Source organism: Paraburkholderia sp. XV (assembly GCF_020177535.1).
Lineage (GTDB): Bacteria > Pseudomonadota > Gammaproteobacteria > Burkholderiales > Burkholderiaceae > Paraburkholderia > Paraburkholderia caribensis.
Genome location: NZ_JAGUUD010000115.1, coordinates 1 through 25,620, shown reverse-complemented (window position 1 = coordinate 25,620; position 25,620 = coordinate 1). Strand labels below are relative to the sequence as shown.

The following is a 25,620-nucleotide window of genomic DNA, read 5'->3' as shown; positions in this document are numbered from 1 at the left end:
ACGTCAAGCGCTGGCGGTGTGAGCCGCTTTCTTTTGCCTACTTTTCTTTGCGGCGACAAAGAAAAGTAGGTGCCGCCCCGCACAGGGGCGACGCCTGAAGCGCGCTAACGCATCGCGGATGCCAGCAAAAGCGAAAGCACAAGCGAAAGCAAAAGCAAAAGCAAAAGCAAATCGCGACTGCCAGCGAACTCAAATGCAAACCACCCTAAACCAGCGCCCCGCAACCAACGCCCCCACGATTACTCAAACCCGCTCAATAATCCCAGCGGCACCCATGCCCGTCCCCACACACATGGTCACCATCCCATACTTAAGATTCCGCCGCCGCAGGCCATGCACAACAGTAGCAGCACGAATCGCCCCAGTCGCCCCCAGCGGGTGCCCCAACGCAATCGCCCCGCCAAGCGGATTAATCCTCGCCGGATCAAGCCCAAGATCGTTGATAACAGCCAAAGACTGCGCAGCAAAAGCCTCATTAAGCTCGATCCAGTCGATATCGTCCTGCTTGAGCCCCGCGGCCTTCAGCGCCGCCGGAATCGCTTCCTTCGGCCCGATACCCATGATCTCCGGCGGCACTCCGCGCACCGCGAAGCTGACAAACCTGGCCAACGGCGTCAGATTGAACTGCCTGAGAATCTTCTCCGACACCACGATCAACGCGCCCGCCCCATCCGACGTCTGCGAACTGTTGCCCGCCGTCACCGAACCCTTGTTCGCAAATACCGTGCGCAACTTCGCCAGCCCTTCCATCGAGGTATCCGCGCGCGGACCTTCATCCAGCTTGACCTCGCGCGTCTTCACCTTCACCTCGCCCGTCGCGAGATCGGGAAAACGCTCGGTGATCGTGTAGGCCGAAATCTCGTCGTCGAACTCGCCCGCCTGTTGCGCAGCAACCGCCTTGCGATGCGATTCGACCGAGAACTGATCCTGCTGCTCACGGCTCACCTTCCAGCGCTCCGCCACCTTCTCGGCCGTCAGGCCCATGCCATACGCAATGCCCACATCCTCGTTGCGATCGAAAATATGCGGCGACAGCGACGGCTTGTTGCCCATCATCGGCACCATGCTCATCGATTCGCAGCCGCCCGCGATCAGCACGTCCGATTCGCCGACGCGAATGCGGTCGGCCGCCATCGCAAGCGCCGTCACGCCCGATGCGCAGAAGCGGTTCACCGTCACGCCGCCCACCGTGTTCGGCAAACCGGCCAGCAACGCACCCATGCGCGCCACGTTCAAACCCTGTTCGGCTTCGGGAATCGCGCAGCCGACAATCGCGTCTTCAATCAGCGATGTGTCGAGACCCGGCACCTGCGCGACAGCCGAGCGGATCGCGTGCACCAGCAGTTCGTCCGGTCGCGTGTTCCTGAACATGCCGCGCGGCGCCTTGCCGATCGGCGTGCGGCTCGCGGCGACGATATATGCGTCCTGCAATTGCTTGGTCATTTGAAATTCCCTTTCGTCAGTTGCGCACCGGCTTGCCCGTCTGCAGCATGCCCATGATCCGTTCCTGCGTCTTCTGCGTGCCGAGCAACTCGACAAACGCGCGACGCTCCAGCGCCAGCAGCCATTCCTCATCGACGAGACTGCCCGCTTCGACGTCTCCCCCACACACCGCTTCCGCGATACGGCTCGCGATCAGGTAATCGTGCTCGCTAATGAAGCGGCCGTCGCGCATATTGACCAGCGACGCCTTGATCGTAGAAATCGCCGAGCGCCCGGCAACAGGCACCTGCGTCACGCGCAGCGGCGGACGATAGCCCGCGGCTGCCAGCGCACGCGCTTCCTTCTTCGCCGTGTCGAGCAGTTCGAAGACGTTGAAAACGATCGTGTCGGACGGCTTCAGGTAGCCCATCGCACGGGCTTCGAGCGCCGAGCCGGAGACCTTCGCCATCGCCGCGTTCTCGAACGACTTCTGCAGGAACTTGAGCAGATCACTGGTCGCGCCGACTTGCGACGCAGCCTCGGCGGCACGCAGTGCCGCCTCCTTGAGACCGCCGCCCGCCGGCACGAGACCGACGCCCACTTCGACCAGACCGATATAGCTCTCGATGTGCGCAACGCGCTTCGCACTGTGCAGCACCAGCTCGCAACCGCCGCCGAGCGCGATGCCCGACACGGCCGCGACCACGGGCACGTTCGAATACTTCACGCGCAACATGCCTTGCTGGAATTTCTTCACGAACGGCTCGATGCCCTTCGCGCCGCCCATCATGAACGCGGGCATCGCTTCTTCGAGATTCGCGCCCGCCGAGAACGGGCCTCCCGGCGCGCCGAGTTTCAGCGACGTCGGTTGCCAGATCACCACGGCCTTGTAGTCCTTCTCGGCAACGTCGATGGCCTGCGTGATGCCGTCGATCACCGACGGCCCGATCGTGTTCAGCTTGCTCTTGAACGACACGATCAGCACGTCGCTCTCGCCGGTACGGTCATCCACCCATGCGCGCACGGCATCCGTCTCGAACACGGTCTTGCCGTACGTCTTTGGATCGGCGCCCGTTTCGCCTGCGATAGGTGCACGGAACACCTGCCGGTCGTACACGGACAGCGACGAGCGCGGCACGAAGCGCTTTTCAGCCGGCGACCACGAGCCTTCGTTCGTATGCACGCCGCCTTTTTCGGCGACGGGACCTTCCAGTACCCACACGGGCAGCGGCGCATCCGACAACGCCTTGCCTGCCGCGATGTCCTCTTGCACCCACTCGGCGATCTGCTTCCAGCCCGCCGTCTGCCAGCCCTCGAACGGACCTTCGTTCCAGCCGAAGCCCCAGCGGACCGCGAGATCGACGTCGCGCGCGTTATCGGCGATCGACTCCAGATGCACGCCGATGTAATGGAACACGTCGCGGAAGATCGCCCACAGGAACTGCGCCTGTGGATGCTGCGATTCGCGCAACAGCTTCAGGCGCTCGGCGGGCGGACGCTTGAGGATACGGCCGACCAGTTCGTCCGCCTTCGCGCCGCCGTCGACATAGCTGCCCGTCTTCGGGTCGAGCACCTTGATCGCCTTGCCTTCCTTCTTGTAGAAGCCCGCGCCCGTCTTCTGCCCGAGTGCGCCCTGCTTCACCAGCCCGGACAGCACGGCGGGCGTTTCGTAGACCGGGAAGAACGGGTCGTCGGCGAGGTTGTCCTGCATCGTCTTGATGACGTGCGCCATCGTGTCGAGACCGACCACGTCCGCCGTGCGGAACGTCGCCGACTTCGCGCGGCCGAGGCGGCTGCCCGTCAGATCGTCGACTTCATCGAAGCGCAAGCCGAACTTCTCAGCTTCCTTGATCACCGCGAGGATCGAGAAAATGCCGACGCGGTTCGCGATGAAATTCGGTGTGTCCTTCGCGCGCACGACGCCCTTGCCCACCACGCTCGTCAGGAACGTCTCGAGTTGATCGAGGATTTCCGGGCGCGTCGCCGCGGTCGGAATCAGCTCGACCAGATGCATGTAGCGCGGCGGATTGAAGAAATGCACGCCGCAAAAGCGCGCCTTCAGTTCGTCGGAGAAGCCGTTCGACAACTCGGTGATCGACAGGCCCGACGTGTTGCTCGCGAAAATCGCGTTCGGGCCGATATGCGGCGAGACCTTCGCGTACAGGTCGTGCTTCCAGTCCATGCGCTCGGCGATCGCTTCGATCACCACGTCGCATTCCGCGAGCTTTTCGATGTCGTCGTCGTAATTGGCGGGCTGGATGTATTGCGCGTCGTCCTTCACGCCGAACGGTGCAGGCGACAGCTTCTTCAGGTTGTCGATCGCCTTGAGCGCGATACCGTTCTTCGGGCCTTCTTTGGCGGGCAGGTCGAACAGCAGCACGGGCACCTTGGCGTTGATCAGGTGCGCAGCGATCTGCGCGCCCATCACGCCGGCGCCGAGCACGGCGACCTTGCGAATGATCAGATTGCTCACGTCGTTCCTCCGGGGTGTTATGCGGTGTCGCGAGTCGCCGCGCGCGGGCTTCGAAGGGCGGCGCGCGGCATAGGGGTGTGAGTGTGGCGGCGGCGCATGAATGACGGGCGCCGCCTCGCGATGGCTTTAGAACAGCGCTTCGTCGATTTCCATCAACGTCTTCGAGCCGGCGCGCGCGGCGCGGATCGTCGAGGCCGTTTCGGGCAGCAGCTTCGCGAAGTAGAAGCGCGCCGTGGCGAGCTTCGACTTGTAGAACGGATCGCCCGATGCTTCGTTGTCGAGCGCGATGCGCGCCATGCGGGCCCAGAAGTACGAGAACACCAGGTGGCCGACCGTACGCAGATACGGCACAGCCGCGGCGCCGACTTCGTCCGGGTTCTGCATCGCCTTCATGCCGATTTCCATCGTCAGCTTCTGCACCTTGTCGCCGATATCCGCGAGCGGATTGACGAACTCCTGCATCTCCGGCTTGATGCCTTCTTCCTCGACGAAGTCCGTCACCAGCTTGCCGAACTTCTTGAGCTTCGCGCCCATGTCGCCGAGCACCTTGCGGCCCAGCAGATCGAGCGACTGGATCGAGTTCGTGCCTTCGTAGATCATGTTGATGCGCGCGTCGCGCACATATTGCTCCATGCCCCATTCGGCGATGAAGCCGTGGCCGCCGTAAATCTGCATGCCCATGTTCGTGCCTTCGAACGCGTTGTCCGTCAGGAAGGCCTTGATGACGGGCGTCAGCAGCGCGACGAGGTCGGCGGCGTCCTTGCGCACGGATTCATCGGCGTGCGACAGCTCCTTGTCGATGTTCAGCGCGGCCCAGTAGGTGAAGGCGCGCGCGCCTTCCGCGTAGGCCTTCTGCGTGAGCAGCATGCGGCGCACGTCGGGATGCACGATGATCGGATCGGCGGCCTTTTCGGGCGCCTTCGGACCCGTCAGCGAGCGCATCTGCAAACGCTCCTTCGCGTAGACGAGCGAGTTCTGATAGGCGACTTCCGTCAGCCCCAGACCCTGCATCCCGACACCCAGGCGCGCGGCGTTCATCATCACGAACATCGCGTTGAGGCCCTTGTTCGGTTCGCCGACCAGCCAGCCCTTCGCGCTGTCGAGATTGATCACGCACGTCGCGTTGCCGTGAATGCCCATCTTGTGTTCGATCGAGCCGCACTTCGCACCGTTGCGCTCGCCGGGGTTGCCGCCTGCGTCGGGAATGAACTTCGGCACGACGAACAGCGAAATGCCCTTCGTGCCTTGCGGTGCATCGGGCAGACGCGCCAGCACGAGGTGAACGATGTTCTCGGCGAGATCGTGCTCGCCGCTGGAGATGAAAATCTTGGTGCCGCTGATCGCGTACGAGCCATCGCCATTCGGCTCGGCCTTCGTGCGCAGGATGCCCAGGTCGGTTCCGCAGTGCGGCTCGGTCAGACACATCGTGCCCGTCCATTCGCCCGACACCAGTTTCGGCAGATACGCCTGCTGCAGTTCCGGCGTGCCGTGCGCGTGCAGACACTCGTACGCGCCGTGCGACAGGCCCGGGTACATCGTCCACGCCTGGTTCGCCGAGTTCATCATCTCGTACAGCGCGTTGTTGACGAACGCGGGCAAGCCCTGGCCGCCGAAGTCGGGATCGCAGCCGAGCGCGGGCCAGCCCGCTTCGACGTACTGGCGGTACGCTTCCTTGAAGCCCTTCGGCGTGGTGACGACGCCATCGCCTTCGTATTTGCAGCCTTCCTGGTCGCCGCTCTGGTTCAGCGGGAACAGCACTTCCGAGCAGAACTTGCCGGCTTCCTCGAGCACCTGGTTGATCGTGTCGGCATCGAGATCAGCGTGCTTCGGCATCTGTTTGATCTCGGCTTCGACGTTCAGCAGCTCGTGCAATACGAATTGCATGTCGCGCAACGGCGCGGCGTACTGTCCCATGAGTCTCTCCAATCAATCCAAAGGTGTTGGCTCGAGCTCCACTGCCAGCCTCCCCCGCGCCGTCTGGACCCATCCGATAAGGACCCACCCAGCCTCGCTAGCGGCTTGCGCTCTCGCTCTGATACGAAACAATCAGTTTTTCCAGCGCGGCCCATGTCAGGCGCACGGCATCGGGCAGATGCAGGAAGCGTGCGTCATGATGCAGGCCGAGCGTGAAGCTATACAGTTCGAAGAGCATCAGTTGCGGATCGGTGTCCGCGCGCAGATGCCCCTCTTCCATTGCCTGCGAAATGGCTCGCGTGAGCGCCGCGCGCCACATCGTGACGCTCGCGACCAGCTGCTCGCGCACCGCGCTTTCCGCGCGATCGTCATACTCGACCGCGCCGCTGATGTAGATGCACCCAGTCGTCACCTCCTGGATGCGCTTCTCGATCCAGCGCGAGATCATCGCGCGCAAGCGCGGCAATCCACGGGGTTCGCGCAGACTCGGGAAAAACACCTCGTCCTCGAAACGACGGTGATATTCGCGCACCACCTCGACCTGCAGATCTTCGCGCGACCCGAAATGCGCGAACACTCCGCTCTTGCTCATCTGCATGCGCTCGGCGAGAAGACCGATCGTCAGACCTTCCAGTCCGTCTCGGCTTGCCAGATCGAGTGCTGCATCCAGAATTGCGGCTCGCGTTTGTTCGCCTTTTCGCATAGCTGTGTACCGTCTGATTTGACCGAAATAAAAATCGAACGGTCGTACCATTATTGGGGCCGACCGTCCGCGAAACAAGGAATTTATTAGAAACGGGTTTCTAACGACATTCTGATTTTCCGTCATCCGTCTATCAGACGAAGCGGAATTTTTAGAATCATTTGCCAGAACTGCTGGGAGTTGTCTCCGATTATTGATTATTATGAATCGGCTTTTGTCTGTCTTTTCTGAATCGGCTCTTAGTCGTACCCGCCGACGGTCAGCAACTTCATCGCGATCCGGTAGGTGTTGTACGCAATCCAGTTCAAGAGGCGCTCGCCGGCCGGGCGCGCTTCGTAATGCTTTTCGTCGATGCGGCGCGATTCGTCGAACGCCGCGAGGATCGACTGGCGCAACTGGTCGATCTCCGGGTGCAGCACGAGCACGACGTTCGCCTCGTTATTCAGCATCAGGCTCAACGCGTCGAGATTCGACGAACCCACCGTTCCCCAGTTCGAATCGACCACGGCCACCTTGCCGTGCAGCATCGTCTTCTCGTACTCGGCGATCTTCACGCCCGCCTTCAGCAACGTGCGGTACAGGAACGGCACCGCGTAGTCGAGCATCGCGAATTCCTTCCTGCCGATCACGAGGCGCACGTCGATGCCGCGTTGCGCCGCGTAGATCAGCGCGCGCCGCAGCTTGCGCCCCGGCATGAAATACGGATTGGCGAGCAGCACTTCGGTGCGCGCCTGGCCGATTGCGGTGAGATACGCCTTTTCGATTGCGCGGCGGTTGACGAAGTTGTCGCGCGCGACGAACGCGACGCACGGCTCGGCCATCGCGCGCATGTCGGCCGCACGGGCGCTGCGGCGCACGCGCACGAAGCGTTCGGTGGCGGCCTGCGGTGTCGCCCCCCCGACGGGCGGCGGCACGAGCGCCGGACGGTGGCCGATGCGGATGCGCTCCCACTGCACGTCGAATGCTTCGAGCACGTCGGCCACGACGGGGCCCTCCAGTTCGACGGCGAAGTCCCAGCGCGGGTAAGGCAGACGCGTGCCGTTCTGATCGTAGTCGTCGACGACATTGATGCCGCCGCAATACCCGAACTGATCGTCGACGACAGCGAGCTTGCGGTGCGTGCGCGAGAAGCCGAAGCGTCCGAAGATATGCGGGTTGTAGATGCGATGCTCGATGCCCGCCGCTTGCCAGTCATTGAACATCGGCAGGCGCTGGGTGCCGACGCCGTCGGTGATCACGCGCACGCGCAAGCCGCGCGTGGCGGCACGGATCAGCGCGTCTGAGACGGGACGGCCCGCGGCGTCGTCGCAAAAGATGTAGGTTTCCAGCACGACGTCGCTTTTCGCCGCGTCGATCCGTTCGATCAGCGCTGCAAAGTAGGACTCGCCCGCCGTGAACAGGCGCACCGTGTTGCCGGAACAAAAGCGATACCTGGACCAGTAGCGCCGGCCGGGCAAATGCCGCGTCAGCCGGTCGAAGCGGCGGACGTCGCCGCCGCTCATCGGCAACGCTCCTTCACGCGTTGCGGCAGTTGCAGGATCGCGTCGCGATTGGACCACGAGAAGCAGCGCCCGGCAGCCTCTTGCCAGGGCAGCCACAGATGCGCGGTGTGCTCGAGCGGCGCCAGCGTCACTTCGAGACGCTGCGGCACCTGCAGGCTGAACCAGTGCTCGGTGTTGTGTGTGACGCCTTCCGCATAACGGTGACGCCAGGTCGGGAAGATTTCGAAGTCGATATGGTGATGCCAGTCGACGAGCGCCTCACGCGGTACGACTTCACCGCCGATCACGATGCCCGTCTCTTCCGCCACTTCGCGGATGGCCGTCTGCGCGATCGGTTCGTCGACGTGATCCTTCGAGCCCGTCACGGATTGCCAGAAGGCCTCCCGGTCAGCTCGCTCGATGAGCAGCACGTCGAGATCGGGCGTATGAATGACGACGAGAACGGATTCCGGAATCTTCGGCGGTTTCGGCATGGTGATAACGCGAGGCGCGGTTTTGCTGACGGGACCGCGCGATTGCATGTCGGACGGCAGAGCTTACAACGACTGTAACGCAAAAAGCGAAAAAGGCGCATGACGCGCCTTTTTCGCTGGATGTTTTGCGCGCACGTCGTTGTTTTAACGACGCAACCGCGCAAACGGTCACATTTACGCTTTCTGCTCGGGCTGACGCAGACGGATGTGCAGCTCGCGCAGCTGGCGTTCATCGACTTCGCTCGGCGCCTGCGTGAGCAGATCCTGCGCGCGCTGCGTCTTCGGGAAGGCGATCACGTCGCGGATCGAGTCTGCGCCCGCCATCATCGTGACGATGCGGTCCAGACCGAAGGCGATGCCGCCGTGCGGCGGCGCGCCGTACTGCAGCGCGTCCAGCAGGAAGCCGAATTTCGCGCGCGCTTCTTCGGCGCCGATCTTCAGCGCGCGGAACACCTTGCTCTGCACGTCTTCCTGGAAGATACGCACCGAACCGCCGCCGATTTCCCAGCCGTTCAGCACGATGTCATACGCCTTCGCGAGGCAGCGGCCCGGGTCTGTTTCCAGATATTCCAGGTGCTCGTCCTTCGGGCTCGTGAACGGGTGATGCGCGGCGACGTAGCGGTTTTCTTCTTCGTCGTATTCGAACATCGGGAAGTCGACGACCCACAGCGGCTTCCAGCCCTTCTCGACCAGACCGTTCGCCTTGCCGAACTCCGAATGACCGATCTTCAGACGCAGCGCGCCGAGGCTGTCGTTGACGACCTTCGCACGATCCGCCGCGAAGAAAATGATGTCGCCGTCCTGCGCGCCCGTGCGCTCGATGATCGCCGCGATGGCCGCATCGTGCAGGTTCTTGACGATCGGGCTTTGCAGGCCGTCACGGCCCTTCGCCACTTCGTTGATCTTGATCCACGCGAGACCCTTCGCGCCGTAGATGCGCACGAATTCCGTATAGCTGTCGATGTCGCCACGCGACAGCTCGCCGCCCTTCGGCACGCGCAGCGCCGCGACGCGGCCGTCCTTCGTGTTCGCCGGCGTGCTGAACACCTTGAAGTCGACGTCTTTCATCGCGTCCGTCAGTTCGGTGAACTCGAGCTTGACGCGCAGGTCCGGCTTGTCCGAACCGAAGCGGCGCATGGCTTCCGAATACGGCATCACGGCGAACTTCGCGTCCAGTTCGACGCCAATCGTTTCCTTGAACACGTGACGCGTCATGTCTTCGAACAGGTCACGGATTTCCTGCTCGCCCAGGAACGACGTTTCGCAGTCGATCTGCGTGAACTCCGGCTGACGGTCGGCGCGCAGGTCTTCGTCGCGGAAGCACTTGACGATCTGGTAGTAACGGTCGAAGTTCGCGACCATCAGCAGCTGCTTGAAGAGCTGCGGCGATTGCGGCAGCGCGAAGAACTGGCCCGCGTTCACACGCGACGGCACGAGGTAATCGCGCGCGCCTTCCGGCGTGCTCTTGGTCAGCATCGGCGTTTCGATGTCGATGAAGCCGCGCGAATCGAGGTACTTGCGCACTTCCATCGTCACGCGATAACGCAGACGCAGGTTGTGTTGCATCTGCGGACGGCGCAGGTCCAGCACGCGGTGCGTGAGGCGCGTGGTTTCCGACAGGTTGTCGTCGTCGAGCTGGAACGGCGGCGTCACCGACGCGTTAAGAACGTTCAGTTCGTGGCACAGCACTTCGATCTTGCCGCTCGTCAGGCTGGCGTTCGTCGTGCCTTCCGGACGGTTGCGCACGACACCCTTCACCTGGACGCAGAATTCGTTACGCACGCCTTCGGCCGTCTTGAACATCTCAGCGCGGTCCGGGTCGCAGACGACCTGAACGAGGCCTTCGCGGTCGCGCAGGTCGATGAAGATAACGCCGCCATGGTCGCGGCGGCGGCTCACCCAGCCGCACAGCGACACAGTTTGACCCAGCAGGTGTTCGGTCACCAGACCGCAGTATTCAGATCTCATCGACATGATGTTTGTCTTTCGTTTTGCATTGGTTGAACGGCGCGCGCCGCACCGTGTGACGGGCGGCGCAAGCCGGCATTACAGCGGCGGCTCGACAGGCGTGCGGCGCTCAGGCGCCGGCTGATTCGCGGGCGGAGCAACGACGCCCATCGAGACAATGTACTTGAGTGCGGCGTCGACGGTCATGTCGAGCTCGATCACTTCGCTTTTCGGCACCATCAGGAAGAAGCCGGACGTCGGGTTCGGCGTGGTCGGCACATAGACGCTGACGTGGTCTTCCTTGAGATGGTTGACGACGTCGCCGCCGGGGATGCCCGTCAGAAACCCGATGGTGTAGGACCCCTTGCGCGGATATTCGATCAGCAGCGCCTTGCGGAACGCATTACCGCTCGACGACAGCAGCGTGTCGGACACCTGCTTGACGCTGGTGTAGATCGGACCGACGACGGGAATGCGCGCGACGATCAATTCCCACCAGCCGACCAGCTTCTGCCCGACGAAGTTCTGCGTCAATAGACCGACTACGAAAATGAAGGCGAGCGTCAACACGGCGCCGAGGCCGGGCAGGCGGAAGCCGAGCATCCGCTCCGGCTGCCACGACCGGGGCAGCAGCAGCAACGTCTGATCCATCGTGCCGATGATCAGGCCGAGCACCCACAGCGTGATGGCAAGAGGCACCAGCACCAGCAGGCCTGTCAGAAACACCGATTTGAGCGTCGTCTTTTTGGTCGTCATGTATACCGCCAGAAATCCGCGCGACTGCGTTGCGCGGCGTCTACGTCACCTTACGGTGGCGAAACTGCTAGGTGCCCGAGCTGCTCGCGGGAGCGGGAGCGGGTGACGCTGCCGGCGCCGCAGCCGGTGTGGCCGTGGACGCTTCGCTCCCGGACGAACCCGCCGCCTCAGGCTTGCTTTCCGTTTTGGACGCCGACGCGTCCGGGCCGCTGCTGGCAGCGCCGCCCGAATTGGTGGCCGAATTGCCACCACGGAAGTCCGTGACATACCAGCCCGAACCCTTTAGCTGGAAGCCGGCAGCGGTGACCTGCTTGCGGAAAGCATCGGTTCCGCACTCCGGGCATTGCGTCAACGGGGCGTCGCTCATTTTCTGGAGCACGTCCTTCGCGAATCCACATGACTCGCAACGATAAGCGTAGATCGGCATGACCTTGTCCCTACTGAAAACTCTTTGAGCGCTTGCAAAGCCTTGAATTATAGCCGCAAACAATGGCACGCCCCGGAATTCGGGGTGGAACGGCCGACGCGGCGGCCACGCTTTAGCTGAGGGCGGCGGAACCGGGAATCAAGCCTTTGTTCCACCACGTCGGCGAAATGTCAGCCAGCGCTCGCGTCCGGCAAAGACGGAGATCGAGTCGCTGACGGGTTCGTCTTCCAGCAACTCGAAATGGGGCGATAGCAGCGCGTCGAGCTCGGCTCGCTCGATGATGAACGGCGGCCCTTTTGGCGAGCCACCGCCGATGAAAAAGAATCCGGCGAGCAATCCGCCCGCGGGCAAGAGTTCGGCCATGCGCGCCAGCCAGGCCGCGCGTCGCGACGGCGGCAGCGCGCACAGGAATGCCCGCTCATAAATCCACCCCGGCTCGAATGGCGGCGTATAGGTGAAGAAGTCCGCCTGTTCGACGAGGCTCGCATGCGTGCCCAGTTGGGCCCGGGCAGCTGCGACGGCGTGGGCCGCGAAGTCGATCGCGCGCAAGGTCCAGCCTTTCTCGGCGAGCCACCATGCCTCGTACGCGCTGCCGCAGCCCGGAATGAGCACCGGCATCGGCGCGTGCCGTTCGACGAACGCCTTGAACGCCGACGGCACGCCCGCCTGGTCCCACGGCGTGAAACCGCGTTCGAAGCGTTCGTCCCAGAAGCCGGGCGCGTTCGGATCGCGGCTCTCGAAAGCGGGTGGCACGGGTGGAACGGTCGGCCTGGAGTCGCTCATCGGTACATCTCCTTAAACGCCGTCAATAGCCGCCGTACGCGATGGCGAGCCATGCGCGCGCCAGCACGGCCCCGACACCGACAGCCACGCCGAACATCAGCAGGCCTTGCAGCAGCCGGTTCGTGCGTTTCTGCTCCAGCAGAATCTGGCGGATGGTTTCGTCGTTGATGCCGCGCTGCTGCGCGTCGTGACGTTGCGCCAGCGCGTGATGAATCAGCCGCGGGAGCTGCGGCAGCGTCTTGCTCCACTGTGGCGCCTCGATCTTCAACCGCTCATACCATCCCTTCACGCCGATCTGCTCGTTCATCCAGCGCTCCAGATACGGCTTCGCGGTCTTCCACAGGTCGAGTTCCGGATCGAGCGAACGGCCCAGCCCTTCGACGTTCAGCATCGTCTTCTGCAGCAGCACCAGTTGCGGCTGGATTTCCACGTTGAAGCGGCGCGACGTCGAAAAGAGCCGCATCAGCACCTGGCCGAGCGAAATGTCCTTCAGCGCGCGATCGAAATACGGCTCGCAGACCGCGCGAATCGCGCTTTCCAGTTCTTCGACGCGCGTCGTGGGCGGCACCCAGCCGGACTCCAGATGCAGCGTCGCGACGCGGTGATAGTCGCGCTTGAAGAACGCGAGAAAGTTCTGTGCGAGATAGTTCTTATCGAAGTCCGACAGCGCGCCGATGATGCCGAAATCGAGCGCGATATAGCGGCCGAAGTGCACCGGGTCGAGACTGACCTGAATGTTGCCGGGATGCATGTCCGCGTGGAAAAAGCCGTCGCGGAACACCTGCGTGAAGAAAATCTCGACGCCCTCGCGCGCGAGCTTCGGAATATCGACGCCCGCCGCCCGCAGCGTATCGACCTGGCTGATGGGCACGCCGACCATCCGCTCCATCACGAGCACGTTCGCCGTGCAGTATTCCCAGTACATCTCCGGCACGAGCAACAGATCGAGACCCGCGAAGTTACGCCGCAGCTGGCTGCCGTTGGCGGCTTCGCGCATCAGGTCGAGTTCGTCGTGCAGATACTTGTCGAATTCCGCGACCACTTCGCGCGGCTTCAGGCGCTTGCCGTCCGCCCACAGACGCTCCGCCCACACGGCGATGTCGCGCAGCAGCGCGAGATCGGAATCGATCACGGGCAGCATGTTCGGCCGCAGCACCTTCACGGCGACCTGCTTGCCCGCGTGCTGGCCCGTCTTCAGAGTCGCGAAGTGAACCTGCGCGATCGACGCGCTCGCCACAGGCACGCGCTCGAAATCGTCGAAGATCGTATCGACAGGCGCGCCGAGCGACTTTTCGATAATGGCGATCGCCACCGCCGAATCGAACGGCGGCACCTGGTCCTGCAGCTTGGCAAGCTCGCTCGCGATGTCGGGGCGCAGCAGGTCGCGGCGCGTAGACAGCACCTGCCCGAACTTCACGAAAATCGGCCCGAGGCTTTCCAGCGCGAGACGCAGCCGCACGCCTGGCGGCTGGTCGAACTTCCTGCCAATGGTGGTGATACGCAGCAACATCCGCACGCGGCGGTCGTTGATGCGACTCAGCATCATCTCGTCCAGCCCAAAGCGGATGACGGTGAAGAAAATCTTGAGGAAACGCAGAAAACGCATGGTTGAGCCCGGTGACTAGCGCGTGCCGCGCGACGTGGCGGCGCCGCCCGGCGCATTGGCGCCGCGGGCTTCGACCTTCTGTTCGAGACGCTCGATGCGCTTCTCGACGCGCGCGAGCGCGTCGCGGGCGCGCGCCAGCTCGACGTTGAAGTCGTCGAGTGCGGTGCGGCGCACGAGTTGCGGGTTTTCGTCCAGCAGATATTCGGCCACCGATTCGAGCAGATTGCGGCCCGTGCGCAGCGCATGATCGCCGACCGTGCGCGCCACCGACGCGATCCGCCATGCGGGTCCGTCGCCGATCAGCTTCGCCAGATCCTCTTCCGGCTCCCAGCGCAGATGCTCGGCGAGCTTCGCGATGGCCGTCGCGAACTCGGCGTCGCCTTCGATCTTCACATGCTTCATCACGGCCGCCTGGCCGCCTTGCAGGAACGCGGGAACGGCGTCCGGCGGCACCGAGACGGTGACATCGAACGTGTTGTGCGCTTCGCTTTCGTCGACAGCGCTCAGATAGCCGTCTGGCTGCACCAGCAGGATCAGCGTGACGGGAGGACAGGACAGCCGCGCAATTTTGCCGGCGTATGGGGTGAGACGTTCGCGCGCCCACGTTTCGCGGGCGAGCAGATGGTTGACGGCAGCAGCGAAGGGCTTGGCGGCAAGGGTCATCGGCAGTGGAAAGAGAAAACCCGCGCCGGCGACTGCCGACGCGGGTTCCTATTGTAACGTCCGTTCGCTTCGAGCCTGACTCTGCCGAACGGCTAATCCTTGACGGGATCAGTGATGATTCGGCTGCTGGATGCCCGCGAGCAGCCAGCCTTCGCCGTTGCGCTTCGACAGGTTCCAGATTTCCTCGAACGGCTCCGCCGCGCCGCCCGACGTTTCGCGGATCAGGCCATGGAAACGCACGCTCGCGAGATGTTCGCTGCCGCGGTCTTCGACGCCCAGCAGATCGGCGTCCAGCTTCACGACGTCCGTCTGGTTCTTTTCGGCGCCGCGCGAGCTCAGGTCGACCCGTACTTCGGCGAACATCTCGGGTGTCGTGAACTCGCGGATGTCGTCCATGTTGCCCGCGTCCCACGCAGCCTGCAGACGCACGAAGTAAACCTTCGCGTTGCGCAGGAACGCTTCCGTGTCGAAGCCTGCCGGAACGGCCGGCGCGGTGGCGATTTCAGGCGTGGTCAGCGGATTGCCCTGGGGCCCGAGGTACGAGCCGGCCGGCGGCGCCGTGTAGCGCGGCTCCTGCGTGTAACCCGTGCCGCCCGCGTTCAGCGTCGGCGCGCCGCCCGCGTAGGCCGGCCTCTGCGCGTCGCGCTTGCGGCCCGTGAACTTGCGGATCAGCCAGATAGCGACAAACGCGATCAGCGCGATCACGATCAGGTTCGACATCATGCCGGCGAACGCTTCGCCAAGACCGAAGTGCGACAGCAGCGCTGCGATACCCAGACCGGCCGCGAGACCGGCGATCGGCCCGAGCCAGCGCGAGCGGTTAGGCTGCGCAGCGGGCGTGGGCGGCGGCGTGGCGGGACGCTGCTGCTGCATGGCCTGCGACGGCGCGCCCGGCGACTGCGAAGGCGCCGACTGCTGTGACGGCTGGGTGATGTTCGACTGACGCCCGATACTGCGGCCGCCGCCCATGCGTTTCGCTTCGGCGTCGAGCGAGGCCAGCGTACCGATCGAAATCAGGCCGACCATCGCGATCAGTCCGATTCTCCTCGCCCATGCCCCCTTAACCTTACAACGAGATGACAGATTCGAATCAGACATTTCTACAATTTCCTTTTAAAAACGAGAAGTTAGGGAGATTAGTATTTCGTCCCCACATGCAAGGCTACCACGCCAGCTGACAAATTGTAATATTTGACGGCTTCGAGGCCAGCTTGTTCCATCATCGTCTTCAAAGTTTCCTGGTCCGGGTGCATACGGATGGATTCAGCCAGATAGCGGTAGCTCTCGGCATCCTTCGCGAAGCGCTCGCCGAGCCACGGCAGCACCTTAAAAGAATAGACGTCGTACGCCTTCTTGAGCGGGTCCCAAACTTTCGAAAATTCCAGCACGAGCACGCGCCCGGCCGGCTTCAACACACGGCGCATTTCCGCGAGCGCCGCGTCCTTGTGCGTCATGTTGCGCAAGCCGAATGCCACGGTCACCACGTCGAAGTAGTTGTCGGGAAAGGGGATTTTTTCGGCGTCGCAAAGCAGCGTCGGGGTGATGATGCCCTTGTCGATCAGGCGGTCGCGGCCCACGCGCAACATCGATTCGTTGATGTCCGTGTGCCACACTTCGCCCGTCTCGCCCGCCTGCCTGGCGAAGGTCTTCGACAGATCGCCCGTGCCGCCCGCGATGTCGAGCACCTTGTAGCCGGGCCGCACGTTGGCCTGCGCGATCGTGAACGCCTTCCACGCGCGGTGCATCCCGCCCGACATCAGGTCGTTCATCAGGTCATAGTTGGAGGCGACCGAGTGGAACACGCCGGCCACTTTCTTCGCTTTTTCCTGTTCGTCGACTGTCTGATAGCCGAAGTGGGTTTTGGTCATCGCGCTTCGTCCTTTCGCGTATTCTTAAGAGATTGTTGCGCCGCATCAAGCGACGGGAAGGCCGGGAATCGTATCAGTGACTGTGGCCATGCGCAGGGCCGGATACGGGCATCGGCGCATCCCGGTCGACGCCTGCTGCCTTGAGTTTGCCGAAATACTCGGCCCAGAGTTCGTCCTGGCGCGTCGCGAGGTCCCACAGCAAGTCCCACGAATAGATGCCCGTGTTGTGGCCGTCGGAGAAGGTTGGCTGCAGCGCATAGTTGCCGACGCCTTCGAGCGCCGTAATCGACACTTCGCGCTTGCCTGTCTGCAGCGTTTCCTGGCCCGGTCCGTGGCCGCGCACTTCCGCCGAAGGCGAATAGACGCGCATCAGTTCGAACGGCACGCGGTAACTCTTGCCGTCCGCGTACTGCAATTCGAGCACGCGCGACACGGCATGAACGACGACGCCGGCGGGCACCGGCGTGTCGGGTTTCAATCCACTCATGATGACCTCAGACGAGAGCGTGTTCGATTTCGCCGCGTACCGCCTCGCGCAGCAATGTGGCCTGCGCGCGGCGCTGCGACAGCATCGCTTCGGAAACGGTGCGCTGGCGCGGCGCCCAGATGGGCAGCGGAAAATGCGCGTCGTTGGAGAACCGGGGGATCACATGCCAGTGCACGTGCGGCACCTGGTTGCCGAGACTCGCCAGATTCACCTTGACGGGTTGCAAGATGCGCCGGATCGCGCGCTCGACGGCATACACCGCGCGCATTACGCGGTCGCGCTCGGCCTCGCCCAGATCCGAAAACTCGGCGACATGCCTGTTCCAGATCACCCGGCAAAAACCGGGGTAGTCATGTTCGTCGGCGAGGACGACACGCAGCGTGTCGTCCTGCCACAGCACATCGCCACCGTCTTCACGGCAGAAGATACAGTCCATCGTCGTCCTCGAACGGAACCTTTATCGCGCCATTAGACCAGCACGCGCTCGATTCCGCCATTGTTCGCACGCTGCACATAGTCGGCCATCCAGTTCTCGCCGAGCACGTGTCGCGCGATTTCGACAACGATATAGTCCGCTTCGATATTCGCGTCTTCGTTGTAGCGCGACAGGCCTTGCAGACAGGACGGGCAGCTCGTCAGGATCTTGACGTCGGTCCCCGCGCCGTTCGCATCATTGGCGCCGTTCGGTTGCGGGCCGTCGCCCGCCTTCAGCACCGAACCCGGCTGCGCGTTCGCGCCCGCGTCGGCCACGACGGGAATACCGCGCAGCTTCGCCGCGCCCTTGCGGATTTCCTCTTCCTTGCGGAAGCGCACCTGCGTCGAAATATCCGGTCGCGTGACGGCCAGCGTGCCCGACTCGCCGCAGCAACGATCGTTCTTCTCGATCCTGTAGCCGTCCTTTTCAGAGCCCATCAGCTCGTTGACCAGCTTGACGGGGTCGATCGTCTTGATCGGCGTGTGGCACGGGTCGTGATACATGTAGCGCGTGCCCTTCACGCCGTCGAGCTTGATGCCCTTCTCCAGCAGGAATTCGTGGATGTCGATGATCCGGCAGCCCGGGAAGATCTTCTCGAATTCGTAGCCAGCCAGCTGGTCGTAGCACGTGCCGCACGACACCACCACCGTCTTGATGTCCAGATAATTCAGCGTGTTCGCGACACGATGGAACAGCACGCGGTTATCCGTGACGATCTGCTCGGCCTTGTCGAACTGGCCCGACCCGCGCTGCGGGTAGCCGCAGCACAGATAGCCCGGCGGCAGCACCGTCTGCACGCCCGCTTCCCATAGCATCGCCTGCGTGGCGAGACCGACCTGCGAGAACAGGCGCTCGGAACCGCAACCGGGGAAGTAGAACACCGCTTCCGAATCGACTGTCGTGGCCTTCGGGTTGCGGATGATCGGGACGATCTTGTTGTCCTCGATGTCGAGCAGTGCGCGCGCCGTTTTCTTGGGCAGATTGCCCGGCATCTTCTTGTTGACGAAGTGGATCACCTGCTCGACCACGGGCGGCTTGCCCGTCGTTGCGGGCGGATGCGCCGTCTGCTTCTTGACGAACTTCTTCAGCACGTCGTTGCCCAGGCGCTGCGCCTTGTAGCCGACGCCCATCATCGCGGTGCGCGCGAGGTTGATGGTCTGCGGATTGGTCGCGTTCAGGAAGAACATGCCCGCCGCGTTGCCCGCGTTGAACTTCTTCTTGCCCATCTTGCGCAGCAGATTGCGCATGTTCATCGTGACGTCGCCGAAGTCGATCTTCACCGGGCACGGCGTCACGCACTTGTGGCAGACGGTGCAGTGATCGGCGACATCGTTGAACTCGTCCCAGTGCTTGATCGACACGCCGCGGCGCGTCTGCTCTTCATACAGGAACGCCTCGACCAGCAGCGAGGTGGCGAGAATCTTGTTGCGCGGGCTGTACAGCAGGTTCGCGCGCGGCACGTGCGTCGCGCAAACGGGCTTGCACTTGCCGCAACGCAGGCAGTCCTTCACCGAATCGGCGATCGCACCGATATCGGACTGCTGCATGATCAGCGATTCATAACCCATCAGCCCGAACGACGGCGTGTACGCGTTGCGCAAATCCGCGCCTTCGAGCAGCTTGCCCTTGTTGAAGCGGCCATGCGGGTCCACGCGCTGCTTGTACGCGCGGAATTCGCCGATCTCGTCTTCCGTGAGGAATTCGAGCTTCGTGATGCCAATGCCGTGCTCGCCGGAAATCACGCCATCCAGCGAACGCGCGAGCTTCATGATGCGCGCGACGGCAACGTGCGCGTCCTGCAGCATCTCGTAGTTATCGGAGTTGACGGGGATGTTCGTATGAACGTTGCCGTCGCCTGCGTGCATGTGCAGCGCGACGAACACGCGGCCGCGCAGCACCTGCTTGTGGATGGCCTGCGCTTCGTCGAGGATCGGCTTGAACTCGCCGCCGTTGAAGATCTGGCGCAGTTCCGCGCGGATTTCCTGCTTCCACGACACGCGCACCGTGCGGTCCTGGACGATATGGAACACGTTCGCGTCCGGCTGATCGTCGACCCGGTCCGCGAATTTTTCCGCGAGCCCCGCATAGCCGAGTCCCACGAGATAGTGCTGCGCTTCACGCAACGACAAGTCGAGTTTGTCGCGCAGGAATTCCCAGCGCTTCTTCACATGGGCGAGCAGTTCGAGCGCCTGCTGCACGCGGTCTTCGAGCAATTCGGCGCTCGGAATTTCGTTCGCGTCGTCGCTCTTGCCGAGCGGCAGCTTGCCGCTCCTGAAGAACGCTTCGAGCGCGTCGACCAGTTGCAGCTTGTTCTTGATCGACAGTTCGATGTTGATGCGCTCGATGCCGTCCGTGTATTCGCCCATGCGATTGAGCGGAATCACGACGTCTTCGTTGATCTTGAACGCGTTGGTGTGCTTCGCGATCGCGGCCGTGCGGCTGCGGTCGAGCCAGAAGCGCTTGCGCGCCTCGGCGCTCACGGCGACAAAGCCTTCGCCGCTCTTGCCGTTGGCCATGCGGATGACCTCCGACGTCGCCGTCGCGACAGCGTCCGCATCGTCGCCGACAATGTCGCCGATCAGCACCATCTTCGGAAACGAATTGCGCTTGCTCTTGGTCGCATAGCCGACCGCGCGCAAATAACGCTCGTCGAGATGTTCGAGGCCCGCGAGAATCGCGCCGCCCTGCTTCGACGTTTCGAACAGATAATCCTTGATTTCGACGATGCTCGGAATCGCCTCGCGCGCCTGGCCGAAGAACTCCAGGCAAACGGTGCGCGTATGCGCGGGCATCTTGTGCAGCACCCAGCGCGCCGACGTGATCAGGCCGTCGCAGCCTTCCTTCTGGATGCCCGGCAGGCCGGCGAGGAATTTATCCGTGACGTCCTTGCCGAGACCTTCCTTGCGAAAACGCCGGCCTTCGATGTCGAGCGACTCGGTGCGCAGCAGCTTTTCGCCCGGCGCGTATTCGCCGTCGAACCACTTGAGTTCGAAGCGCGCGACGGGAATGTCGTGAATCTTGCCGAGGTTGTGATCGAGGCGCGTGACTTCGAGCCAGTTCCCTTCCGGGTCGACCATGCGCCACCACGCGAGGTTGTCGAGCGCCGTGCCCCACAGCACGGCCTTCTTGCCGCCCGCGTTCATCGCGACGTTACCGCCGATGCACGATGCGTCCAGCGAGGTCGGATCGACGGCGAACACATAGCCCGCCTGCTCGGCCGCTTCCGTCACGCGACGCGTGACGACGCCTGCGCCGGAGAAGATCGTCGGCACCTTATGCGCAACGCCGGGCAGTTCGGTCAATTCGACCGCGCCGAGTTGTTCGAGCTTCTCGGTGTTGATGACGGCCGAAAACGGCGTAAGCGGCACCGCGCCGCCCGTGTAGCCCGTGCCGCCGCCGCGCGGAATCACGGTCAGGCCGAGTTCGAAACACGCCTTGATGAGACCGGCGATTTCGGCTTCCGTGTCCGGCGTCAGCACGACGAACGGATATTCGACGCGCCAGTCGGTCGCGTCCGTCACGTGCGAAACACGCGCGAGGCCGTCGAAGCGGATGTTGTCCTTCTGCGTCTGGCGGCCCAGCACTTTGGTCGCGCGACGGCGCAGGTCGGCCATTTTCTCGAACTCGCCCGCGAACGCATCGACGGCGCGGCGCGCGGCGGCGACCAGCGTTTCGACACGTGCCGCGCGATCGACGCCCGCATCGTCGCCATGCTCGACGAGGTCGGCGCGGCGGCGCTTTTCGATTTCGGTCAGACGGTGATTCAGCGCTTCGATCAGCAGCGCGCGGCGCTTCGGGTTGTCGAGCAGGTCGTCCTGCAGGTAAGGATTGCGGCGCACGACCCAGATGTCGCCGAGCACTTCGTACAGCATGCGCGCCGAGCGGCCCGTGCGGCGTTCCGCGCGCAGTTCGTCGAGCGCGGCCCACGCCTCGTCGCCAAGCAGACGGATGACGATTTCGCGGTCGGAGAACGACGTGTAGTTGTAGGGGATTTCGCGCAGACGCGGTTCGGCGTCGGCGGCAACGGTGGCGGCGGCGCCGTGCGGATCGAAAACTTGAGGTGCGTTCATGTTTGGACGACTCGGTAGGTCAGCGGCGTGCGCTCATCGTTGAGGCCCGCTGACAGTGCGCGTGGGGCGCAATGCTGGAAATCTTTCTAGTGTGCGAAGCCGCAACCGGCGGGCCAGCGCCCGGGATCGCCGGGGATATGGCTGGAACGTGGGTGGCCGGCCGCCTCGCGGCGCTCAGAGGCAGCTACACGATCGTGCATGCCGCACGTGCCGCTGCGCCGCGGGACGAGACTCGCGCGGGACGGGCATCAAATGGGCGATCCGAGGCTGCCAGTGCATCTTCCGATCCTTGTTCCAAAATAGGATTCTACCGCATGATCCTATTGCGCGTTGACGCCTGAATGTCCGCGCGACAAGCCTTTGCGCGTCGGCTTGCCAGAATTCGCCACGAAAATGCCCGGCGGCGACTCCCTCAAAACGCATCGCGTCCGCGCCCACGCTGAGCCCGATTTTTCGACCGTCCGGTCGGCTGGCCAAGCTTGCCGATAAAGCGAAAGCACTCGGACGAATCCCGGATCAGGTGGGTCCGGACAGACGGTTGGCGCTATCATTGATCCTTTCCTGTCCGAAATAGCGCATCGCGCGTGACCCGCATGGCTTCCCACGACTACCTGAAGAAAATCCTCACCGCCCGCGTCTACGACGTCGCGCGTGAGACCGAACTCGAACATGCGCGGAATCTGTCCGCACGGCTGCGCAACCCGATTTACCTGAAGCGCGAAGACAACCAGCCCGTCTTCTCCTTCAAGCTGCGCGGCGCCTACAACAAGATGGCGCACATTCCCGCCGACGCGCTCGCACGCGGCGTGATTACGGCTTCGGCGGGCAACCATGCGCAAGGCGTCGCGTTGTCGGCGGCACGGATGGGTGTGAAGGCGATCATCGTCGTTCCCGTGACGACGCCGCAGGTGAAAGTCGACGCCGTGCGCGCGCACGGCGGCCCGACCGTCGAAGTCGTGCAGTCGGGCGAGTCGTATAGCGATGCCTACGCACACGCTGTCAAACTGCAGGAACAACACGGCCTGACCTTCGTCCACCCATTCGACGACGAATACGTGATCGCCGGCCAGGGCACGGTCGCGATGGAAGTGCTGAGCCAGCATCAGGCGCCCATTCACGCGATCTTCGTTCCCATCGGCGGCGGCGGTCTCGCGGCGGGCATCGCGGCGTACGTGAAATCGGTGCGCCCGGAGATCAAGGTGATCGGCGTGCAGACCGAGGATTCCTGCGCGATGGCACAGTCGCTGAAGGCGGGCGAACGCGTCACGCTGAACGAAGTGGGTCTGTTCTCGGACGGCACGGCCGTCAAGCTGGTCGGCGAGGAGACGTTCCGCCTGTGCCAGGAATATCTCGACGAAGTGTTGACCGTGGACACCGACGCACTGTGCGCGGCGATCAAGGACGTCTTCCAGGACACCCGCAGCGTGCTGGAGCCGGCCGGGTCGCTGGCCGTAGCGGGCGCGAAGCAGTACGCGGAACGTGAAGGCATCGAGAACCAGACGCTGATCGCCGTCACGTCCGGCGCGAACATGAACTTCGATCGCATGCGCTTCGTCGCGGAGCGTGCGGAAGTCGGCGAGGCGCGCGAGGCCGTGTTCGCGGTGACGATTCCCGAAGAGCGAGGCAGCTTCAAGCGGTTCTGCGAACTGGTCGGCACGCGCAGCGTCACGGAGTTCAACTACCGTATTGCGGATTCGAAGTCGGCCCATATCTTTGTCGGCGTGCAGATCCGCAACCGCAGCGAGTCCGCGCAGATCGCGGGCGCGTTCGAGGCACACAACTTCGCCACCGTCGATCTGACGGGCGACGAGCTATCGAAGCAGCATATCCGCTACATGGTCGGCGGCCGCTCGCCGCTCGCGCACGACGAGCGCCTGTTCCGCTTCGAGTTTCCCGAACGGCCGGGCGCGCTGATGAAGTTCCTGTCGTCGATGGCGCCGAACTGGAACATCAGCCTCTTCCACTACCGGAACCAGGGCGCGGACTACAGCTCGATCCTCGTCGGCATTCAGGTGCCGTCGGCGGAAGATTCGGAATTCGCGCGCTTCCTTGCGACGCTCGGCTATCCGTATTGGGAAGAGACGTTGAACCCGGTGTATCGACTGTTCCTTGGATAACGAAGCACGCGCATGGCCTTTTCGCTCGACGACAAACTGGTAGTGGCGATTTCCTCGCGCGCGCTGTTCGACTTCGAGGAAGAGAACCGCGTGTACGAGGATGGCAATCTGCGCGACTACGAAGCGCTGCAGCGTGAGCGGCTGAACGTGCCGGCCAAGCCAGGTGTTGCGTTTCCGCTGATTCGCAAGCTGCTTGCGCTCAACACGGGCGCGCATTGCGTAGAAGTGGTGATTCTGTCGCGCAGCGATCCCATCAGCGGCTTGCGTGCGTTCAGTTCGTGCCGCGAGCATGGGCTCGCAATCGAGCGTGGAGTGTTCACGCGCGGTCGCGCGCCCTTCGCATATCTGAAGCCGCTGAATGCGTCGTTGTTTCTGTCGGCAAATCAGGATGACGTTCGCGATGCCTTGGCCGCCGGTTTTCCTGCTGCACGCGTGTTGCCCGAATCGGCGAGAATGGCGAGCAAGTATCCGGACGAAATCCGCATTGCGTTCGACGGCGACGCGGTGCTGTTTTCCGACGAAGCGGAGCGTGTGTTTCAGAAGGACGGCTTGGGGGCGTTTGTCGGTCATGAGATCGACAATAAGGATTTGCCGCTTGCCGATGGACCGCTGAAGCCTTTGTTGAAAGCGTTGCATCGGCTGCAGACGCTGGCCGACGAAGCCGCGCCGATGCAGATTCGCACCGCGCTGGTGACGGCGCGTTCGGCGCCCGCACATGAGCGCGCGATACGCACATTGATGGCCTGGAACATCGAAATCGACGAAGCGATGTTTCTTGGCGGGCTCGACAAGAGCGCGTTTTTGCGCGAGTTCGAGCCGGACTTTTTCTTCGACGACCAAATCCGCCACTGCGAGTCGGCCCGTGACGTGACAGCGATCGGGCATGTATTGAGTGGCATCGTGAACGCATCATGACACCCGAACAATCACCGCTGGGCAAACCGTCCAGCTACACCGAACAGTACGATGCATCGTTGCTCTTTCCGATCGCGCGAAAGAATGCGCGCGAGCAGATCGGTATTGGGGCGACGTTGCCGTTTTTCGGCACGGACATCTGGAACGCTTATGAACTGTCGTGGCTGAATGCGCGCGGCAAGCCGCAGATTGCGATCGCCACTTTTTATATTCCGGCGGAATCGCCGAATATCGTCGAGTCGAAGTCATTCAAGCTGTATCTGGGCTCGTTCGCGCAGACTTCGTTCGATTCCATCGAGACGGTTCGCGACACGATCAAGCGCGATGTTTCCGCTGCGTGTGAGGCTTCCGTTTCGCTGCATCTTTATCCGCCGGCGGAATTTTCGAAGCTCTCGATGGATGAGTTTGAAGGGACTTCGCTGGATCGGCTCGATCTGGATACCGATGTTTATTTGCCGGATGCTTCGTTGCTCAAGGCTGCGCTTGACGAGGCGCCTACCGAAGAGACCTTGTTCTCCAATCTTCTGAAGTCGAATTGTCCGGTGACTGGGCAGCCTGATTGGGGTTCGGTGCAGATCCACTACGTGGGGCCGCAGATCGATCATGCTTCTTTGCTGCGGTACATTATTTCGTATCGAAACCATACTGGGTTTCATGAACAGTGTGTCGAGAAGATCTTTCTCGATGTGCTCAAGGTTTGTCAGCCTGTGAAGCTGGCCGTCTATGCGCGCTATACGCGGCGCGGTGGACTGGATATCAATCCTTTCCGTACTAACTTTAATCTGCCGATGCCGGATAATTTGCGGACCGCAAGGCAGTGAGCTGGGGTTTTTCTGTCTGCGACGCTTGGGGTGGGGTTTGGGTTTTGGGGTTTTGCGGTGGCAGCCAGGTTGCGGGTTCTGAGCTTTCGGTGGCATCCGCGAACTGTTAGCGTGCTTCACGCGTCGCCGTTCGGTGTTTTGGTCTTTGCGCTGGCATCCGCGATGCGTTAGCTCGCTTCACGCGTCGCCCCTGTGCGG

General features: G+C 62.9%; 20 protein-coding genes. 3 read left to right on the top strand and 17 right to left on the bottom strand.

The window, feature by feature from the left end; translation table 11 throughout:
* Positions 1–243 precede the first annotated feature (243 nt).
* The 17 genes from KFO72_RS34455 to KFO72_RS34375 all read right to left on the bottom strand — a co-directional run bounded on the left by KFO72_RS34455 (position 244) and on the right by KFO72_RS34375 (position 21,569).
* Entirely contained in the window at positions 244–1,443 is a 1,200-nt protein-coding gene (locus KFO72_RS34455; RefSeq protein ID WP_054929707.1) for an acetyl-CoA C-acyltransferase, read from the bottom strand.
* A 16-nt stretch (positions 1,444–1,459) separates the two neighbouring features.
* The gene (locus KFO72_RS34450) at positions 1,460–3,895 is read right to left on the bottom strand and encodes a 3-hydroxyacyl-CoA dehydrogenase/enoyl-CoA hydratase family protein (protein ID WP_225033961.1); all 2,436 of its coding nucleotides are present in this window, start codon (positions 3,893–3,895) and stop codon (positions 1,460–1,462) included.
* Positions 3,896–4,021: 126 nt separating this feature from the next.
* Positions 4,022–5,809 (bottom strand): acyl-CoA dehydrogenase C-terminal domain-containing protein, encoded by a 1,788-nt coding sequence (locus tag KFO72_RS34445; RefSeq protein ID WP_224101974.1) that lies wholly within the window; start codon positions 5,807–5,809, stop codon positions 4,022–4,024.
* Positions 5,810–5,906: 97 nt separating this feature from the next.
* Positions 5,907–6,512 carry a TetR/AcrR family transcriptional regulator gene (locus KFO72_RS34440; protein WP_035986590.1) on the bottom strand — a complete coding sequence of 202 codons (606 nt, stop codon included), beginning with the start codon at positions 6,510–6,512 and terminating at the stop codon, positions 5,907–5,909.
* Between the two features lie 239 nt (positions 6,513–6,751).
* Positions 6,752–8,014, bottom strand: a complete 1,263-nt coding sequence (gene clsB, locus KFO72_RS34435; protein WP_107203483.1) for a cardiolipin synthase ClsB — start codon at positions 8,012–8,014, stop codon at positions 6,752–6,754.
* The gene (gene nudB, locus KFO72_RS34430) at positions 8,011–8,487 is read right to left on the bottom strand and encodes a dihydroneopterin triphosphate diphosphatase (RefSeq protein WP_054929720.1); all 477 of its coding nucleotides are present in this window, start codon (positions 8,485–8,487) and stop codon (positions 8,011–8,013) included. The genes clsB and nudB overlap by 4 nt, the downstream gene beginning before the upstream one ends.
* Before the next feature lie 174 nt (positions 8,488–8,661).
* The gene (aspS, locus tag KFO72_RS34425) at positions 8,662–10,461 is read right to left on the bottom strand and encodes an aspartate--tRNA ligase (protein ID WP_054929703.1); all 1,800 of its coding nucleotides are present in this window, start codon (positions 10,459–10,461) and stop codon (positions 8,662–8,664) included.
* Positions 10,462–10,533: 72 nt separating this feature from the next.
* A complete protein-coding gene (locus KFO72_RS34420; RefSeq protein WP_035986599.1) occupies positions 10,534–11,190 on the bottom strand; it encodes a DUF502 domain-containing protein in 657 nt (218 codons plus the stop codon).
* A gap of 67 nt (positions 11,191–11,257) precedes the next feature.
* The gene (locus KFO72_RS34415) at positions 11,258–11,617 is read right to left on the bottom strand and encodes an FmdB family zinc ribbon protein (RefSeq protein ID WP_054929702.1); all 360 of its coding nucleotides are present in this window, start codon (positions 11,615–11,617) and stop codon (positions 11,258–11,260) included.
* A 138-nt stretch (positions 11,618–11,755) separates the two neighbouring features.
* Positions 11,756–12,400: a TPMT family class I SAM-dependent methyltransferase gene (locus tag KFO72_RS34410; protein ID WP_225033960.1), complete on the bottom strand. Its 645-nt coding sequence runs from the start codon at positions 12,398–12,400 to the stop codon at positions 11,756–11,758.
* A 22-nt stretch (positions 12,401–12,422) separates the two neighbouring features.
* On the bottom strand, positions 12,423–14,006 hold the full coding sequence (gene ubiB, locus KFO72_RS34405; protein ID WP_054929700.1) for a ubiquinone biosynthesis regulatory protein kinase UbiB: 1,584 nt from the start codon (positions 14,004–14,006) through the stop codon (positions 12,423–12,425).
* Positions 14,007–14,021: 15 nt separating this feature from the next.
* Positions 14,022–14,669, bottom strand: a complete 648-nt coding sequence (locus KFO72_RS34400) for an SCP2 domain-containing protein (protein ID WP_103323677.1) — start codon at positions 14,667–14,669, stop codon at positions 14,022–14,024.
* Positions 14,670–14,777: 108 nt separating this feature from the next.
* Positions 14,778–15,767 carry a Tim44 domain-containing protein gene (locus KFO72_RS34395; protein WP_103323676.1) on the bottom strand — a complete coding sequence of 330 codons (990 nt, stop codon included), beginning with the start codon at positions 15,765–15,767 and terminating at the stop codon, positions 14,778–14,780.
* A gap of 38 nt (positions 15,768–15,805) precedes the next feature.
* Positions 15,806–16,537 (bottom strand): bifunctional demethylmenaquinone methyltransferase/2-methoxy-6-polyprenyl-1,4-benzoquinol methylase UbiE, encoded by a 732-nt coding sequence (ubiE, locus tag KFO72_RS34390; RefSeq protein ID WP_054929697.1) that lies wholly within the window; start codon positions 16,535–16,537, stop codon positions 15,806–15,808.
* A 73-nt stretch (positions 16,538–16,610) separates the two neighbouring features.
* Positions 16,611–17,024 (bottom strand): gamma-butyrobetaine hydroxylase-like domain-containing protein, encoded by a 414-nt coding sequence (locus KFO72_RS34385; RefSeq protein WP_054929696.1) that lies wholly within the window; start codon positions 17,022–17,024, stop codon positions 16,611–16,613.
* Between the two features lie 7 nt (positions 17,025–17,031).
* Complete coding sequence (locus KFO72_RS34380; protein ID WP_054929695.1) at positions 17,032–17,460, bottom strand: HIT family protein; 429 nt, start codon at positions 17,458–17,460, stop codon at positions 17,032–17,034.
* Between the two features lie 32 nt (positions 17,461–17,492).
* Positions 17,493–21,569, bottom strand: coding sequence for a DUF3683 domain-containing protein (locus KFO72_RS34375; RefSeq protein ID WP_054929694.1), 4,077 nt, complete (start codon positions 21,567–21,569; stop codon positions 17,493–17,495).
* 593 nt (positions 21,570–22,162) lie between these two features.
* Between KFO72_RS34375 and ilvA the strand changes: the two genes are divergently transcribed.
* The 3 genes from ilvA to queF are packed head-to-tail and all read left to right on the top strand — an operon-like array spanning position 22,163 to position 25,422.
* Positions 22,163–23,686: a threonine ammonia-lyase, biosynthetic gene (gene ilvA, locus KFO72_RS34370; RefSeq protein ID WP_054929693.1), complete on the top strand. Its 1,524-nt coding sequence runs from the start codon at positions 22,163–22,165 to the stop codon at positions 23,684–23,686.
* A 12-nt stretch (positions 23,687–23,698) separates the two neighbouring features.
* On the top strand, positions 23,699–24,601 hold the full coding sequence (locus KFO72_RS34365; protein WP_060599282.1) for a 5'-nucleotidase: 903 nt from the start codon (positions 23,699–23,701) through the stop codon (positions 24,599–24,601).
* The gene (gene queF / locus KFO72_RS34360) at positions 24,598–25,422 is read left to right on the top strand and encodes an NADPH-dependent 7-cyano-7-deazaguanine reductase QueF (RefSeq protein ID WP_060599283.1); all 825 of its coding nucleotides are present in this window, start codon (positions 24,598–24,600) and stop codon (positions 25,420–25,422) included. Before KFO72_RS34365 ends, queF begins: the two co-directional genes overlap by 4 nt.
* Positions 25,423–25,620: the final 198 nt, after the last annotated feature.

What these genes read in the sequence shown, in the direction of transcription:
- KFO72_RS34445 (WP_224101974.1), bottom strand. Translation starts at nt 5,809, where the DNA reads ATGGGACAGTACGCCGCGCCGTTGCGCGACATGCAATTCGTATTGCAC.
- KFO72_RS34385 (WP_054929696.1), bottom strand. Translation starts at nt 17,024, where the DNA reads ATGAGTGGATTGAAACCCGACACGCCGGTGCCCGCCGGCGTCGTCGTT.
- KFO72_RS34375 (WP_054929694.1), bottom strand. Translation starts at nt 21,569, where the DNA reads ATGAACGCACCTCAAGTTTTCGATCCGCACGGCGCCGCCGCCACCGTT.
- queF (WP_060599283.1), top strand. Translation starts at nt 24,598, where the DNA reads ATGACACCCGAACAATCACCGCTGGGCAAACCGTCCAGCTACACCGAA.
- KFO72_RS34365 (WP_060599282.1), top strand. Translation starts at nt 23,699, where the DNA reads ATGGCCTTTTCGCTCGACGACAAACTGGTAGTGGCGATTTCCTCGCGC.
- KFO72_RS34410 (WP_225033960.1), bottom strand. Translation starts at nt 12,400, where the DNA reads ATGAGCGACTCCAGGCCGACCGTTCCACCCGTGCCACCCGCTTTCGAG.
- KFO72_RS34420 (WP_035986599.1), bottom strand. Translation starts at nt 11,190, where the DNA reads ATGACGACCAAAAAGACGACGCTCAAATCGGTGTTTCTGACAGGCCTG.
- ilvA (WP_054929693.1), top strand. Translation starts at nt 22,163, where the DNA reads ATGGCTTCCCACGACTACCTGAAGAAAATCCTCACCGCCCGCGTCTAC.
- KFO72_RS34415 (WP_054929702.1), bottom strand. Translation starts at nt 11,617, where the DNA reads ATGCCGATCTACGCTTATCGTTGCGAGTCATGTGGATTCGCGAAGGAC.
- KFO72_RS34380 (WP_054929695.1), bottom strand. Translation starts at nt 17,460, where the DNA reads ATGGACTGTATCTTCTGCCGTGAAGACGGTGGCGATGTGCTGTGGCAG.
- KFO72_RS34455 (WP_054929707.1), bottom strand. Translation starts at nt 1,443, where the DNA reads ATGACCAAGCAATTGCAGGACGCATATATCGTCGCCGCGAGCCGCACG.
- ubiB (WP_054929700.1), bottom strand. Translation starts at nt 14,006, where the DNA reads ATGCGTTTTCTGCGTTTCCTCAAGATTTTCTTCACCGTCATCCGCTTT.
- clsB (WP_107203483.1), bottom strand. Translation starts at nt 8,014, where the DNA reads ATGAGCGGCGGCGACGTCCGCCGCTTCGACCGGCTGACGCGGCATTTG.
- KFO72_RS34440 (WP_035986590.1), bottom strand. Translation starts at nt 6,512, where the DNA reads ATGCGAAAAGGCGAACAAACGCGAGCCGCAATTCTGGATGCAGCACTC.
- KFO72_RS34395 (WP_103323676.1), bottom strand. Translation starts at nt 15,767, where the DNA reads ATGTCTGATTCGAATCTGTCATCTCGTTGTAAGGTTAAGGGGGCATGG.
- aspS (WP_054929703.1), bottom strand. Translation starts at nt 10,461, where the DNA reads ATGTCGATGAGATCTGAATACTGCGGTCTGGTGACCGAACACCTGCTG.
- nudB (WP_054929720.1), bottom strand. Translation starts at nt 8,487, where the DNA reads ATGCCGAAACCGCCGAAGATTCCGGAATCCGTTCTCGTCGTCATTCAT.
- ubiE (WP_054929697.1), bottom strand. Translation starts at nt 16,537, where the DNA reads ATGACCAAAACCCACTTCGGCTATCAGACAGTCGACGAACAGGAAAAA.
- KFO72_RS34400 (WP_103323677.1), bottom strand. Translation starts at nt 14,669, where the DNA reads ATGACCCTTGCCGCCAAGCCCTTCGCTGCTGCCGTCAACCATCTGCTC.